This window comes from Blastococcus sp. SYSU DS0753 (genome assembly GCF_054051175.1).
Genome location: NZ_JBJHAT010000021.1, coordinates 14,639 through 29,309, shown reverse-complemented (window position 1 = coordinate 29,309; position 14,671 = coordinate 14,639). Strand labels below are relative to the sequence as shown.

General features: G+C 74.4%; 14 protein-coding genes. 5 read left to right on the top strand and 9 right to left on the bottom strand.

The window, feature by feature from the left end:
• Positions 1 to 21: 21 nt before the first annotated feature.
• Together ACI799_RS15290 and ACI799_RS15285 are read right to left on the bottom strand one after the other, a co-directional pair.
• Positions 22 to 1,416 carry a hypothetical protein gene (locus tag ACI799_RS15290; protein WP_456590183.1) on the bottom strand — a complete coding sequence of 465 codons (1,395 nt, stop codon included), beginning with the start codon at positions 1,414 to 1,416 and terminating at the stop codon, positions 22 to 24.
• 1 nt (position 1,417) lies between these two features.
• Positions 1,418 to 1,927, bottom strand: a complete 510-nt coding sequence (locus ACI799_RS15285; protein WP_456590184.1) for a SigE family RNA polymerase sigma factor — start codon at positions 1,925 to 1,927, stop codon at positions 1,418 to 1,420.
• A 112-nt stretch (positions 1,928 to 2,039) separates the two neighbouring features.
• Between ACI799_RS15285 and ACI799_RS15280 the strand changes: the two genes are divergently transcribed.
• Entirely contained in the window at positions 2,040 to 2,294 is a 255-nt protein-coding gene (locus tag ACI799_RS15280; RefSeq protein WP_456613412.1) for a hypothetical protein, read from the top strand.
• A gap of 63 nt (positions 2,295 to 2,357) precedes the next feature.
• Here ACI799_RS15280 and ACI799_RS15275 read toward each other — a convergent pair whose 3' ends face one another.
• The 3 genes from ACI799_RS15275 to ACI799_RS15265 form a co-directional block, all read right to left on the bottom strand.
• Positions 2,358 to 3,569 carry an acyl-CoA dehydrogenase family protein gene (locus ACI799_RS15275; RefSeq protein ID WP_456590186.1) on the bottom strand — a complete coding sequence of 404 codons (1,212 nt, stop codon included), beginning with the start codon at positions 3,567 to 3,569 and terminating at the stop codon, positions 2,358 to 2,360.
• Positions 3,570 to 3,688: 119 nt separating this feature from the next.
• Entirely contained in the window at positions 3,689 to 4,096 is a 408-nt protein-coding gene (locus tag ACI799_RS15270; RefSeq protein ID WP_456613411.1) for a DUF4383 domain-containing protein, read from the bottom strand.
• 256 nt (positions 4,097 to 4,352) lie between these two features.
• The gene (locus ACI799_RS15265; RefSeq protein WP_456600037.1) at positions 4,353 to 6,008 is read right to left on the bottom strand and encodes a carbamoyltransferase family protein; all 1,656 of its coding nucleotides are present in this window, start codon (positions 6,006 to 6,008) and stop codon (positions 4,353 to 4,355) included.
• A 139-nt stretch (positions 6,009 to 6,147) separates the two neighbouring features.
• On the opposite strand from ACI799_RS15265, the gene ACI799_RS15260 reads away from it, so the two are divergent.
• Positions 6,148 to 6,993, top strand: coding sequence for an alpha/beta fold hydrolase (locus ACI799_RS15260; RefSeq protein ID WP_456613410.1), 846 nt, complete (start codon positions 6,148 to 6,150; stop codon positions 6,991 to 6,993).
• On the opposite strand, the gene ACI799_RS15255 is transcribed toward ACI799_RS15260, so the two are convergent.
• Complete coding sequence (locus ACI799_RS15255) at positions 6,971 to 8,689, bottom strand: RecQ family ATP-dependent DNA helicase (RefSeq protein ID WP_456613409.1); 1,719 nt, start codon at positions 8,687 to 8,689, stop codon at positions 6,971 to 6,973. The genes ACI799_RS15260 and ACI799_RS15255 overlap by 23 nt on opposite strands.
• A 420-nt stretch (positions 8,690 to 9,109) precedes the next feature.
• Between ACI799_RS15255 and ACI799_RS15250 the strand changes: the two genes are divergently transcribed.
• Positions 9,110 to 10,354, top strand: coding sequence for a glycosyltransferase 87 family protein (locus tag ACI799_RS15250; protein WP_456590191.1), 1,245 nt, complete (start codon positions 9,110 to 9,112; stop codon positions 10,352 to 10,354).
• Here the strand turns inward: ACI799_RS15250 and ACI799_RS15245 are convergent.
• Both ACI799_RS15245 and ACI799_RS15240 read right to left on the bottom strand, forming a co-directional pair.
• On the bottom strand, positions 10,292 to 11,716 hold the full coding sequence (locus tag ACI799_RS15245) for a phospholipid carrier-dependent glycosyltransferase (protein ID WP_456600035.1): 1,425 nt from the start codon (positions 11,714 to 11,716) through the stop codon (positions 10,292 to 10,294). The two genes, ACI799_RS15250 and ACI799_RS15245, sit on opposite strands and share 63 nt — an antisense overlap.
• 4 nt (positions 11,717 to 11,720) lie before the next feature.
• Positions 11,721 to 11,978 (bottom strand): hypothetical protein, encoded by a 258-nt coding sequence (locus ACI799_RS15240; RefSeq protein WP_456590193.1) that lies wholly within the window; start codon positions 11,976 to 11,978, stop codon positions 11,721 to 11,723.
• A gap of 165 nt (positions 11,979 to 12,143) precedes the next feature.
• Between ACI799_RS15240 and ACI799_RS15235 the strand changes: the two genes are divergently transcribed.
• Positions 12,144 to 12,920 (top strand): polyprenol monophosphomannose synthase, encoded by a 777-nt coding sequence (locus ACI799_RS15235; protein ID WP_456590194.1) that lies wholly within the window; start codon positions 12,144 to 12,146, stop codon positions 12,918 to 12,920.
• A gap of 38 nt (positions 12,921 to 12,958) precedes the next feature.
• Here the strand turns inward: ACI799_RS15235 and ACI799_RS15230 are convergent, their stop codons facing one another.
• Positions 12,959 to 14,179, bottom strand: a complete 1,221-nt coding sequence (locus tag ACI799_RS15230; protein WP_456590195.1) for a DUF2786 domain-containing protein — start codon at positions 14,177 to 14,179, stop codon at positions 12,959 to 12,961.
• A gap of 89 nt (positions 14,180 to 14,268) precedes the next feature.
• Between ACI799_RS15230 and ACI799_RS15225 the strand changes: the two genes are divergently transcribed.
• Entirely contained in the window at positions 14,269 to 14,661 is a 393-nt protein-coding gene (locus tag ACI799_RS15225; protein WP_456597588.1) for a TOBE domain-containing protein, read from the top strand.
• Positions 14,662 to 14,671 lie beyond the last annotated feature (10 nt).

The following is a 14,671-nucleotide window of genomic DNA, read 5'->3' as shown; positions in this document are numbered from 1 at the left end:
CGGTCACCGACGCCGGCTCGCTCATCCGTCGGGCTCCGAGACCGGGGCCTCGGCGACGACCGCACCCCTGGCGTCCAGGATCCGCACCCGGTCGGGCGTCGGTGACCCCAGCGGACCCACCCCGGCGCCGTCCACCAGCGGCACCGTGGCGTGCAGCCTGCCGTCGGCGAGATAGATCTCGGCCAGGGCGCCGGACTCCGGCCCGCTGATCGTGACCGAGTTCGACGTCGGCACGGCGAACACCCGCTCCAGGAGCGGGGTGCCGGCCGGGGCCAGCGCGACGCGGAACGAGTCCTCCTGCGCCATGTCGAACTGGTCCGTCCAGTAGTCGACGAACGCGGCCCCCGTCGCGCCCGAGGGGAAGGTCACGCCCAGGAGCAGGGTCCGGGTCCCCGGGTCACCGTCCACGGCGCCGGCGGCGAGCAGGGTCGGGCGGAGGTCGCGGAGCGGCAACCCGTACCGCCCGGCGAGCTGTATCGCGGCCTGCTGTAGCACCTCCTCGTGGGCGAGCCCGCGCAGCCCGCGGGGGTCGGCGATCTCCACCGGCTCGTTCCAGGCCCTGGTCAGGTCCTCCTCGGTGGTGTTGGCGCGGTTGAGGGGCCGGCTCTGGCCGGGCCGGGACAGCTCCACGGAGAGGCCTGTCGGCCAGTCGGAGGACCCGCCGAGCGCCAGCGCGCCGGCGCCCTCCTCCATCGGCACCGGTTCCCACTGGTCGACGACGTCGGCCGACGCGGTCACCGTCCGGCCGGTCAGCACCCGGGCCTCGTCCCCGGGCGCGCCGACGACCACCACCATGCGCTGCTCGGGCGCCCCGTACGGGGCGGCGAACAGCTCCGCGGACTCCAGGCCGGGGGCTGGCGCGAGAAGGCCGACCGGGACCATCTCGTCCGGTGCGGCGTCGCGGGGACCGGTGAACCAGGCCTGGACGACGCCCTCCTGTTCGGTCCGGCCGAGGACGAGCGTCACCCGGCTGCCGGCCACCTCACCCGCCCACGCGACCCGGCGGGTTTCGACCGGTGGATCGGGCAGCTCGACGCCCGGCGGCAGCTGGGCGGCGAGCTCCGGAGGGACCCAGTCCAGCTCGCGGACCCCGGCCAGCCACTCCTCGTCCCCGGCGAGCGAGCCGCGCGTCGGCAGGTCGTAGAGGGAGGGCGCCGGGTTCCGGGTCGGGCTGCCCGGCACCGCGACCTCGCCGCCCCGCTCGCCGCTCAGCAGGCCGGAGGTCGTGACCGGCACCCCGACGGCGACCGCCAAGGCCACCAGGCCGCCGACGGCCATGGCCGTCCGGGACCGCCGCTGGGCGCGGTACCGCGCGCGGGTGCGCTCGGCCAGGTCGGCCGGGGGAGGCGCGGTGACGTCGGCGCGGTAGCGCAGGTCTCGCAGGCCGGCTTCCAGATCGCCGTCGGAGATCGTCACGTCAGCACTCCTCGAAGGCGTTGGCGGGGACGGTGGCAGCGAGGGCGGTGCGGAGGCGGGCGAGGCCTCGGACGGTCTGGCTCCGCACGGTGTGCACCGAGCAGCCGAGCAGCTCGGCGGTGGCCGCCTCGCTGAGGTCCTCCGTGTAGCGGAGGACGAGCACTGCCCGCATGCGCGGCGGGAGGGTGCCGAGCGCCTGGGCCATCCGCTCCCGCTCGGCGAGGGCGTCGGTCGCGTCGGGGGTGGCGGGGTCGTGCGCGGGCAGCGACACGATCTCCTGGGTGCTGCGCAACCGCCACCAGCTCGCGGCGCTGGTGACCAGCACCCGGCGCACGTACGGGAAGGGGTCGCCGGAGATCCGTCCCCAGCGGCGGTAGGCCTTCACCAGCGCCGTCTGCAGCAGGTCCTCGGCGTGACCGCGGTCCCTCGTCAGCAGCACGGCGGTCCGGAGCAGCTCACCGGACCGTGCCGCGACGAACGCCTCGAAGGCGTCGTCGTCCGTTCGTCCCACCGGGCCCCCCTCCGTCGTCACTGACTAGGACGGCCGAGGGGTGGGTGGACGAACGCCGCCGTGACCGGATCGTGACCTGAACGGTTCCGCTCGGGCGCCGTTGCGACCCGTGGTGACCCGCACCACACTCACGACGACGCCCGACGGGCGGCGGACGGAGGACCGGGTGAAGCTGGACAAGAAGGAGCTGGTGCGCGTGCTGCGCACCGAGGGGGACAACGGCACGGCCGACCAGGTCGAGGCGCGCCTCCCCGACGAGATCGACACCGACCGGGACGGCGACGCGCTGGCCGAGGTGGGGCTGGACCGGACGCAGCTGATGAGCAAGCTCGCGGGTGGGGGCTTCGGGACGACGCTCACCCCCTGAGCCGGGGACGGCGGTGGCCCGGAACCACGAGCGGTTCCGGGCCACCGGTCGTGCGGGCCTCGTTCAGCCGGTGAAGGGGCGCTCCCGCGCCAGCTCCTCCTTGGCCACGCCGCGGATGTGCACCGCGTCCGGGCCGTCGACGATGCGCAGCGTCCGCGCGCTGGCGTAGAAGCGGGCGAGCACGGTGTCGTTGCTGACGCCGGCGCCGCCGTGCACCTGGATCGCGCGGTCGATGACGTCGAGGGCCACCTTGGGTGCGGCGACCTTGATCGCGGAGATCTCGGTCCGGGCGCCCTTCGCGCCGTACTTGTCGATCAGGTCGGCGGTCTTCAGCACGTACAGGCGGGCCTGGTCGATCTCGATGCGCGAGAGCGCGATGGCCTCCCGCACGGTGCCCTGCTCGGACAGCGGCCGGCCGAACGCGACCCGGTTCTGGGTCCGCTCCACCATGAGCGCCAGCGCCCGCTCGGCCATGCCGATGGCGCGCATGCAGTGGTGGATGCGGCCGGGGCCCAGCCGCGCCTGGGCGATCATGAAGCCGTCGCCCTCGCCGGCGAGGATGTTCGTGGCCGGGACCCGGACGTCGGTGAACCGCAGCTCGGAGTGGCCGTGCTGGTCCTGGTACCCGAAGACCGGCAGGTGGCGGATGATCTCCAGCCCCGGGGTGTCGCGGGGGACGAGGACCATCGACTGCTGCCGGTGCGGCGGCCCGTCCGGGTCGGTCTTGCCCATGACGATGAAGATCTGGCAGCGCGGGTCCGCGGCGCCGGAGGTCCACCACTTGCGCCCGTTGATGACGTACTCGTCGCCGTCGCGGACGATCGAGGTCTGGATGTTGCGGGCGTCGGAGCTGGCGACGTCGGGCTCGGTCATCGCGAAGCCGGAGCGGATCTCCCCCTCCAGCAGCGGGTTGAGCCAGCGCTCCTTCTGCTCGGGCGTGCCGAACAGCATGAGCGTCTCCATGTTGCCGGTGTCCGGCGCGCCGACGTTCATCGACTCGGGTGCGATGACCGGCGACCAGCCGGTGATCTCGGCGACCGAGGCGTACTCGAGGTTGGAGAGGCCGCCCAGCTCGTGGTGGAAGAGGTTCCACAGGCCGCGCTTGCGCGCCTCGGCCTTGAGCTCCTCGAGGATCGGCGGGTGCTCGTGGTTGTCGTGGCCGCGCTCGGCGCGCCAGGCGTCGTAGACGGGTTCGGCGGGGAACACGTGCTCGCGCATGAAGTCCCACGCGCGGGCGCAGACGTCCTCGGCCTTGGGCGAGAGAGCGAAGTCCATGCCCGGCAACGTAGCGCCGGACGTGATCGCCGTCGCATCGGGGGTGAGCCGGCCCCGGACGCGGCAGAGCCGGGCCCACCGCTGGATGGCGGCAGGCCCGGCTCCCCGGACGGGTCCTCTCAGGCGCGCGTACGGCGCCCCTCGACGGCGTCGCGCACCGGGCCCAGCGCGATCGCCAGACCGGCCAGGGCGCTGACCAGGTGCAGCCAGTTGTCCGCCCAGTTCAGGCTCAGGAAGTCCCACTCGGCGTTCACGGCGAAGAGGCCGTAGATGAACGCCGCACCGTAGCCGATGGCGAGCAGCCAGCCGTACGTGCGAGCCCCGCTCAGGGTCCGGAACAGGGCCAGGCCCGCCGCGCCGATGACGATGTGCACGATGTTGTGGAACGGGTTGACCTCGAAGCCCAGGATCGTCTCGTTCGTGTCGTGGGCGAAGAAGTCGTCGAAGCCGGTGACGAAGAAGCCGATGATGCCGACCAGCAGATAGATCGCACCGATGGCCAGTGCCAGCATCTGCGGCCAGGTCATGCCCCGCCGGTCCGCTCCGGTGTTGCCTGTTGCAGACATCGTGTCCTCCCATGGGTCGTGAGACCTGCCAGGTTCTTGACAGGTGGCTGCCAGCAGCCCGTTACCCGGGGCTGAGCACGACTAACGAGGGCCACCGGTTCGGGGGACGGCCGTTGCCGGATCGTCACCTGGCGGCGACCCGCCCGTGGAGCGCGTGACCCGCGCCGGTCACGACGGCGGGCCGCGTCGCCGGCGGGGACGTGCGGCGTCGCGGGGTTCAGCCGCGCCCGGGGCGCGGCGTGGCCCTCGCCCGGCGGACGACGAACGGGCCGATGGCCAGCAGGTCGACCGGTGCCGAGCCGAAGCACTCCAGGGCGTCCCGGGGGTCGTCGACCATCGGGCGCCCGGCGGTGTTCAGGCTGGTGTTCACGACCACGGGCAGGCCGGTGCGCCGCTCGAAGGCCGAGATCATGCGGTGCACCAGCGGCTCGGTCTCCGGGTCGATGGTCTGGATCCGCGCCGTGCCGTCCACGTGGGTGACCGTGGGGATGCGCTCCCGCCACTCCTCGGCGACGTCGTGGACGAACAGCATGTACGGCGAGGGGATCGGGCCACGGCTGAAGATCTCCGGCGCCCGCTCCAGCAGGACCATCGGTGCCACCGGGCGGAACTGCTCGCGGCCCTTGACGTCGTTCATCCGCTCGAGGTTGGCCTCGAAGCCGGGGTGGGCGAGCAGCGAGCGGTGCCCCAGCGCGCGCGGGCCGTACTCGCTGCGGCCCTGGAACCAGGCGACGATCCCGTTGTCGGCGAGCACCTCGGCGACGGCCTCGGCGACGTCGTCGGGCCGCTCGTAGTCGATGGCCGCCGTCTGCAGGAACTGCTCGATCTCGTCGTCGCTCCACCCGCGGCCGAGCGCCGCCCCTGCCATCGGCTCGGTGCGCTCGCCGAGCTCCGCGGCGACGTGCAGGGCCGCACCCAGCGCGGTGCCGGCGTCGCCGGCCGCCGGCTGCACCCAGACCTGCTCGAACGGGCTCTCGGCGAGGACGCGGGTGTTGGCCACGCAGTTGAGCGCGGTGCCGCCGGCCATGGTGAGGGTCTTCTCGCCGGTCTGCTCGTGCACCCAGCGGGCGAGGTCGACCAGCACCTCCTCGAGGCGGGTCTGCACGCTGGCGGCGAGGTCGGCGTGGGCCTCGGTCCAGTCCTCGCCCTTGGCCAGGCGGGGCGCGAACTCGGCGAAGTCGATCTTCTCGGTGCGGAAGCCGCCGTCGTCGGTCGCGCGGATGAGTTCGGAGAGCTCGCCGAGGAAGCGCGGCTTGCCGTAGGAGGCCATCGCCATGACCTTGAACTCGTCGGAGCTGCGCAGGAAGCCGAGGTGGTCGGTGAGCTCCTCGTACATCAGCCCGAGGGAGTGGGGCAGCGCCTGGCCGGCGAGCACCTCCAGGTGGCCGTCCACGTAGCGGCCGGCCAGGTGGCTGTGGGCCTCCCCGCGGCCGTCGAGCACGAGGACGGCGTTGTCCCGCTGCGGCGCGGCCTTGCCCGCGGAGGCGGCGTGGGCAACGTGGTGCTTGACGAAGCGGACCTTCGCCGGGTCCAGCCCGGGCAGGGCGTGGGCCAGGAAGTCCGGCGCCATCTCGGCGTACTTCTTGCGCATGGTGTCGCCGTCGTCGAAGAGCCCGGACTCCTCCGGCGTCCCCATGAGGGACGGGTCGAAGGAGTAGGCGACGGCGTCGAGCTCCTCGGGCCGGATGCCCGCCTCCTTCAGGCACCAGGCCGCCGAGAGCTCCGGCAGTTCCCACGCGCTCCACGGCAGGGGGCGCTTGCCGTGCTTGCGCCGGCTGAACCGCTCCTCCTCGGCGGCGGCCACGATCCGGCCGTCGACGACCAGCGCCGCGGCGGGGTCGTGGTAGATCGCGTTGATGCCGAGGACCTTCACGCTGCGTCTCCTCCTGGCCGGGCTGACGCCTCCCGGTCCGGTCTCATGATCACGCCGGTCCGCCGACCCCGCACGGCGAGCCAGGCGACGTCCCTCGGATGGGCAGCGCGGCCGCGGGCCCGTCTGGCAGGGTGCCGGTGTGGATTCCGGGACGCTGGAATGGCGCGGCCGGCGGGTGCGGCACTGGCACGTCGGCGCGGGCCCCGACGTGGTGATGTGCCACGGCACCCCCTGGTCCGCGGAGCTCTGGCGGCCCTACGCCGAAGCGCTCGCCGCCGACTTCACCGTGCACCTGTGGGACATGCCCGGCTACGGCGCCTCCTCCAAGGACGCCGGGCACGCGGTCTCCCTGGACGTGCAGGGCGAGCTGCTGGCGGAGCTGGTGGAGCGGTGGGGCCTGCGCTCCCCGCACGTCGTCGCCCACGACTACGGAGGCGCGGTCGCCCTTCGGGCGCACCTGCTGCACGGGGTGCCCTACGCCTCCCTGGCCCTGGTCGACGTCGTGGCGCTGGCACCGTGGGGATCGGACTTCTTCCGGTTGGTGCGCGCCCACGCCGACGTCTTCGCGGCCCTGCCCCCGGCGGTGCACGAGGGGGCGCTGCGCGCCTACATCGCCGGGGCCAGCCATCGCGGGCTGACCGCCGGCCAGGTCGACGAGCTGGTGGCGCCGTGGACCGGCCCCGAGGGGCAGGCTGCCTTCTACCGGCAGATCGCCCAGGCCGACGAGGCGTACACCGACGTGCTGGAGCCTCGTTACCCGGACCTGGATCTGCCGGTGCTCGTGGTGTGGGGCAGCGAGGACACCTGGATTCCCGCTGATCGGGCGCACCGCCTCGCCGCACTGATCCCCGGGGCCCGCCTGGAGCTCCTCCCGGGCGCCGGGCACCTGGTCCAGCTCGACCAGCCGGTGCGGCTCGCGACGACCCTGCACCGGTGGCTGGCGGGGCAGGTCGCCCGTGGCGTCAGTCCCGGGGTCGAGCGGTGAGCAGGTCGTTGTCGAGGACGGCGGCCAGCCCGAGGGTCTTGTAGCCCACCTCGTCGAACAGCACGGTGAGCCGGTCGTCCTCGACCCGCATCACGACGCCGTTCCCCCACTCGCTGTGCTCGACCGGCGTCTCCACCGGGAAGGGCGTGTCCTCGGGCTCGGTGGCGACGTGCTCGTGCGCGGTGCCGGCCGAGCAGTTGTCGCAGTTGCCGCACGGCTCGTCGAGCTGCTCGCCGAAGTAGCCCAGCAGGAACTGGCGGCGGCACTCGGCGGTCTCGGCGTACCCGCGCATCATCTCCACGCGCGACTGGTCGACCTTCTCGTGGTGCTCGGCGAGCTCCCGGGCCTGCTCGGCGGCCTCGCCTGGCGGCGGGGCGCCGTCGGCGGGGTGGGCGGCGCCGTCCTCGTCCAGGACGACGGCCGACACCTGCTCCAGCAGGTTGAGGTCGCGCACCAGGGGGGTCGCGGCCCGGCCGGTCTCCTCGCGGAGCGCCTTGACGTCGACGCCGTCGTCGATGCCCGCCGCGGCGGCGGCCTGGACGAGCCCGGCGACCTGCTGCAGCTCCTCCTCGGCCGGCGCGCCGGCGGCGAAGAACCGGCGCAGCCCGAGGTCCTCCTGCCGGTAGACCAGGACGGCGAGCGCCGGTTCGCCGTCGCGACCGGCCCGGCCGATCTCCTGGTAGTAGCTGTCGAGGGAGTCGGCGGGCTCGGCGTGCACCACGAAGCGGGTGCCGGGCTTGTCGATGCCCATGCCGAACGCGGTGGTGGCGACGACGACGTCCAGCTCGTCGTCCATCCAGGCCCGCTGCGCCTCCTCGCGCTCGGACTTCTTCATCCCGGCGTGGTAGGCGAGCGTGCGGAGCCCGCGCCCGGCCAGCTCGGCGGCGATCTCCTGGGTGCCCTTCCGCGTGGCGCTGTAGACGATGCCGGGGCCACGCCCCTCGCCGACCTCGGCGACCACCCGGTCCAGCACGCCCTGCTCCTTGGCGTGGGCGTCGGCGTAGTGGTCGACCTCCAGCCGGATCTCCGGGCGGTCGAAGCCGGCGACGACGACCTCGGGCTCGCGCATGCCGAGCTGCTCGACGATCTCCGCGCGCACCGGAGGCGCGGCGGTGGCGGTGAGCGCCAGCACCGTCGGGTGGTCCAGCTGCTCGATGACCCCGCCCAGCCGCAGGTAGTCCGGGCGGAAGTCGTGGCCCCAGGCGGAGACGCAGTGCGCCTCGTCGACGACGAACAGCGCGGGCCGGGCCTTCGCGATCACGTCGACGACCTCGGGCTTGGTCAGCTGCTCCGGGGCGAGGAAGAGGAAGCGGACCGTTCCCTCCGCCAGCCCGTCGAGCGCCTCCTGCTGGTCGCCGGCCGACAGCGTGGAGTTCAGCTGCGCGGCCCGCCCGGCGCGCTCCGCCAGCTCGGTGAGCCGGTCGACCTGGTCGCGCTGGAGGGCGATGAGCGGGGAGACGACGAGCACCGGGCCGTCGAGCAGCTGGCCGGCGACCTGGTAGATCGCGGTCTTCCCGGCGCCCGACGGCAGCACGGCGAGGGTGTCCTGCCCGCCGACGACGGCCTGCATCGCCGCCTCCTGCCCCGGGCGGAAGTCGTCGTACCCGAGCACCTCGCGGGCGAACTCGCGGATGCGGCGGGTGCGGACGGAGGCGGTGGCACCGGCGGGGTTGTCGCGCTCGGGGGAGGGAGGCACCGGCTGCCTCTCCCCGCTGCCGGTGCGCGGCAAACGGTGCGCTGGCCCACCCCGCGTTCCCGCGGGAACGTGCGCTCCTCGCGACCGCCCATCGCCTCGAGCGTCCCGCCGTCTTCCGGGGGCCGGCAGAGCCGCTCGCCTGCGCCGGCCGGACGTTCTCGCGGGTCGGCGGGCATCCGCGAGGGGCGAGCGGCGGGGCATGCGGCCCACAATGGGCGCGACCCGCCCCGGCGCGAGCCCGCGCGGCGTCGACGAGAGGAGCACGAGCGGTGTGACGTGGCGGTCGATGGTCAGCCGATCGAGGGTGAGCGCGTCGTCGCACCGCTGCCCCGCCGGGTCGGCTGCCTCCCCCCACTCGCGCAGCTCTGGTGGGGGCGGTGGCCCGGGAACGCGGGAACCTGCAGCCGGGGGGACGGTTCGATGACTGGCGGCGGACGGCTGCGTGTCCGCGACCGGCGGGTCGGTCACGGTGCGGTGATCGCCGTCGCGCTGCTCGTGCTCGCCGGGGGCTGGTGGGCGAGGGCGCGGTGCCTGGGCGGTGGCTGGGTCGACGGCGAGCAGTACTACGGCTACTGCTACACCGACGTCGCTCCGCTGTGGTACGTGCGGGGGCTGGCCGACGGGGCCGGCCCCTACGGGTCCGACCCCCTGGAGTACCCCCCGGTGCTCGCCGTGCGCATCTGGCTTGCCGCCGTCCTCGCCCACGCCCTCCCGGGTGATGCCACGGTCAGCACCTTCTTCGCCACCAACGGCCTGTTCGTGGTGGTCGAGGTGCTGGTCTCCCTGGTGCTGCTCCGGCGATTGGGCCTGTCGCCGCGCAGGTTGCTCTGGTGGGCCGCCGCCCCGGCGCTGTTCCTGTACGCCTTCTACAACTGGGACACCCTGCCGGTGGCCCTGCTGCTGGGGGCGGTCCTGCTGCACCAGCGCGGTCGGCACACGGCCTCCGGGGTCGTCGCCGGCCTCGGTGCGGCCGCGAAGGTGTTCCCCGGGTTCCTGGTACCGCTGGTCGTCCTGGCGCTCCTGGCCCGTCGTCGTCCACGCGCCGCCCTGTTGCACGGCGGTGCCGCGGCGCTGGCGTTCGCCGCGGTGCACGTGCCCGGCTACCTGCTCGCCCCCGAAGGCTGGGATCGCTTCTACGAGTTGAGCCGCCGACGGGCCATGCACGTCGACAGCCTCTGGTACCTGCTCGCGCAGCTGGGTGGCCCGCAGCCCGGACCGGCGGCGCTCGGCGTCGCCAGTCTGCTGGTGTTCGCGGCCGGCGCGGTCGTGGTCGTCGTCCTCGGGATCCGGCGGCGTCCGCCCGAGGAGTGGTGGCAGGTGCTGCTGCCGGTGCTGGTCTGCTTCATCCTCGCCAACAAGGTCTACTCCCCGCAGTACACCCTGTGGCTGGTGCCGCTGATGGCTCTCGTCCTCCCCCGCGCGGCCCCGTTCATCGCCGTGGTGGCCGCCGACGTCCTGGTGCACGCGGTCGAGTTCCCCTTCCTCGCCGGGCGCGCGGGCCACGGGGACGAGCTCCCCTATCCGGTGATGGGTGCGGCCGTCGCTCTGCGGGCCGCCGCCCTGGTGTGGGTGCTCGTCGAGGCGGTGCGCCGCCCGGCAGGGTCACCGCCAGGACGACAGCCAGTACCGGAGGTCGAGGGCGTCCCGAGCCAGCGGGATGCCTAGCCAGATCGGGGCGAAGAAGGCGAAGCAGGCCACCGCCAGGACGAGCAGCGCAGTCCCGACGAGGCGGGGCCTGGGGCCGACCTGGATGGCCCGGACCAGGCCGAGGGCGATGAACGGCACCGCCGGGACCAGGTAGAAGAAGTAGCCCGGCTTGCCCGCGGCCAGCCAGGGGAGCCAGAGCAGGGCCAACGGGACGAGGATCGTGGCCGCGACGCCGTCCCGACGTACCGCGGCCCGCCAGAGCAGCACCGGGTAGGCGAGCAGCGCCGGCCACCACAACGCGGGACTGCCGACCAAGGTGATGCGGGCGACCGTCTGGGGCGGGACCTCGCACTCGCCCGCCTCCTGCTGCCGCGTCGTGCAGCTCTCGGCGTAGGCGAGCACCGGCCGTTCCAGCCACACCCAGCCCAGCGGGTCCGAGCGGTACGGGTGAGTCGCCTCCAGGTTCCGGTGGTAGCTGACGAGATCGACCTGGGTGTCCCACCACGTCGACAGCCGCTCCCCGGCGTCGGCGGAGCAGGCGCCGGGGCCGCAGGCGCGCGAGCCGGCGTAGCTGTCCTCGTAGTTGGCGAACCAGCCCGCGAAGCTCGCGACGTAGACGGCCGCGGGGACGACCAGCAGGCTGAGCACGGCTCCAGCGGTGACGGCGACCGCTCGCTGCGCCGCCCGGCGCACGCCTTCTCCGCGCCCGGCCAGTTCGGTTCCCAGGACGAGCAGCCCGGCCGCGCCGACGGCCAGCAGGCCGGACCACTTGGTGGCCACCGCCAGGCCCAGCGCCACGCCGGCCAGCCAGCGGTAGGGGGAACCGAGCAGGGACCGGTGGAACGGTTCGCCGGCTCCCCGTGCGGAGCGGCGGGCATCCCGGTCGAGCAGGAGGAGCCAGAACGCCGCGATGACGCACAGTGCGAGCGTGGCGTCGAGCATCGCCATGCGACTGGTCGTCACCGCCAGCCCGTCGAGCGCGACGAGCGCGGCGGCGAGGGCCGCCGGCGCCACCCGCCGGAAGAGGCGCAACCCGCTGAGGTAGACCAGCAGCACCGAGGCGGTCCCGGCCACGGCGACGCCGATCCGCCAGCCGAAGGGCGTGAAGCCGAAGAGCTTGATGCCCAGGGCGATGACCCACTTGCCCAGCGGTGGATGCGCCGGGCGCTCCTCCTCCACCCCCCGGGTCACGTATTCGTACCCGTCCGAGCCGTAGTACTTCTCGTCGAAGAACAGCCGGTCGGGGTCGCCCAGGTCCCACAGCCGGATGGCGGCCGCGAGGACGACCAGGGCCACCGGGACCCACCGCGACGACAGCGGACGGCGCCCGGAGGCGCCGCCCGCTGCCGGCTGGTCCGCCTGGACGGCGGCAGTGCTCACCCGGTCACTCGGTGCCGAACTCGGTCTCGGTCTCGGTGTCGACCTCGGTCTCGGTCTCGACGACCTCGGTCTCGGTCTCGGTCTCGGTCTCGGTCGGCTCGAGGGTCTCGGTGACCTCGGTCTGCTCCTCCTCGGTCTCGGTGACCTGCTCGGTCTCGGTCTCGGTGACCGTTCCGGGCTCGTCCTCCCCGCAGGCCGCGAGGCCCAGCGCCAGGAAGCCGGAGAACGAGGCGGCGGCGACGCCTCGGGTGAGTCGATTCATGTCGCTCTCCTGTCACGTGCGTTCGGCGTGCGTGCGAGCCCGTTCCATGTCCGCTGAGTCCCCGGGTACACGCGATGCCGTGGTCACGAATGCATCACGGTGGATGTCTCGGCGCGATGTCGCAGGAAGTGTGTCGGCTCGGCCTGAACGGGGAAATGCCGCGGGATGATCGCTCCCAGCGTGTGCGTCTGCATTCCCACGTACGAGGAGCGGGAGAGCCTGCCGCGCACGCTGGCGGCCGTCCGGCGTGCGGTGCCCGGGGCGCACGTCCTGGTCATCGACGACAACAGCCCCGACGGCACCGGGGCGGTGGCCGAGGAGATCGCCGGCCGCGACCCGCAGGTCCGGGTTCTCCACCGGCCGGGGAAAGCGGGTCTGGGCCCGGCCTACGTGGCCGGCTTCCGCTGGGCCCTGGCCCAGGGGTTCGACGTCGTCGCCCAGATGGACGCCGACGGATCGCACCGCCCCGAGGACCTCCCGCGGCTGCTGACGGCCCTCGCCGAGGCCGACGCGGTCCTCGGGTCCCGGTGGGTGCCGGGCGGCGCCGTCCGGAACTGGCCGCGCAGCCGGGAACTGCTGAGCCGTACCGCCAACCGGTACGTGCGCTCGGCCCTGCGGCTCCCCCTGCGCGACGCGACCGGCGGCTTCCGGGCCTTCCGCCGCCATGCCCTCGAGCGGGTGGAGCTGGACTCCCTGCAGTGCGAGGGGTACTGCTTCCAGGTCGACGTCGCCCGGCGGCTCGTCGCCGCGGGGCTGCGCGTGACGGAGGTGCCGATCCTCTTCCTCGACCGCGAGCTGGGCGCGAGCAAGATGAGCGGGCGCATCGTGCGGGAGGCGCTCCTGCGGGTGACGGCGTGGTCGCTGGAACCCGTGTTCGCGTGGGGGAGGCGCCACGGCGCCGTGGAGGGCGCCGGCAACGCGGTGCCCGCACCGACGAGGTGATCATGCCCCTGCGGCGGTGGTGTCGGTAGCTGGCGGCGTCAGCGCAGGGGCGAGCGCCGGGGCGCGACGTCGGCGCGCTCGGCCGCGGCCCGGCCGGCGTACCAGCCGCCCGCGTCCACCGAGGAGCGGCTGCGGCCGGCCCGGACCCGCGGGAACAGCTCGGCGGTGCGGGCCGCCACGGCCTCCTGCCGCGAGCGCAGCACCGGGAGCAGGTCCGCGCCCCGCTCCGCGGCCGCCTCGGCGGTCGCCCGCCGGCGCGCCGCGACGAGCCGCTCCCCGATGCGGTGGGCGTAGCCCAGCAGGAACGCGCGGCGGAACGACCGCGAGGCCGGGCGGCGGCCGTCCTGCCGCTCGGCGGTGGCCAGCGCCTGGGCGACCTGGAGCAGCAGCGAGGTGAACAGCAGCTCCACCGCGTCCAGATCGGATCGGATGCCCACCAGGGTGGCGATGCCCAGGCCCTGGTACCAGACCAGCCGCACGTCGTTGGCCTCCGCGACGGCGCCCAGCAGCTGCGTCTTGGCCCGCGCGTACGGGTCGGCGAGGTGCACCCGGCGGGTGTCGACGTCGGCGCCGGACGGTGGGCCGCCGTCGAGCAGGGCCGCATCCACCGCGTGCCGGGTCATGAGCTCCTGCGCCTTGGCCGTCAGCGCCTCGGCCTCGTCGGGGAACCCGGTCGACTCCGCCTTGGCCAGCAGTGCGCGGATGCGCCGCAACGCCCGGTCGTCGTCGCTCGCGGAGCGCCGCTCGGCGCGCGGCCGGGCGGCGCCCCACCGTGACGGCGGCGGCACGAGGAGCTCGATCCGGGCGGTGGTGCGCAGCATCCCGGTCAGCTGCAGCGCGATGCGCCACGCCTCGGCCGGCACCCGCCGCTCGGACCGGTGCCAGGCGGTGACCGTGGCATCCCCCGTGGCGCCCCCGGCGTCCAGCGCTCCCAGCTCGCGCAGCTGGTCGACCCAGCTCTCCGGCGCCCGGGACACCGCATCGGTGCGGCGCGCGTGCTCGGCGACCAGCGCGACGAGCAGTGGCACCGACGCCGCACCCACCTGGCGCCGGGCCGCGTGGGCGACGTCGGCCGGCTGCCAGCCGCGCTCCCAGGTCTCGTCGAGCGCGTCGAGCAGGGCCCGCGTGACCAGGCCGCCGTCGTCGAGGCCGACCCCGCGCGTGCTCAACGTGGCCGCCAGCTCCGCGGCGACCCCGGCGTCGGCGAGCGCCGGGGCCCGGTGCTGGAGCAGGTCCGCGAGGGAGGCGTCGTCGATCACGACCGGCATGCTGCCCGCCCGCGCCGACGCTCGCCCGGACCGGGTGTGGACGACACCCGCCGTCCACAGCCGCGGCTAGGGTCTGGGCCGTGGCCGCCACCTACCGCATCGCCGAGGCGGCGACGCTGCTCGGCGTCAGCGACGACACGGTGCGGCGCTGGGTCGACGGGGGTCGCCTGCCGGCGCGCCGGGAGGGCGGGGGGCCGGCCGTCGTCGACGGCGCCGACCTCGCCCGGCTGGCCACGCAGCTGCGCGAGGCGCCCGAGCCCGGGACCACGCCGTCCTCGGCGCGCAACCGGCTCGCCGGCATCGTCACCAACGTCGTCCGCGACGGCGTCATGGCCCAGGTGGAGATCCAGGCGGGCCCCTTCCGCATCGTGTCCCTCATGTCCCGCGAGGCGGCCGACGAGCTGGGGCTGGTGGTCGGCGTCCGGGCGGTCGCCACCGTCAAGGCCACCCAGGTCAGCGTCGACGTGCCGTAGTCCGCATCTG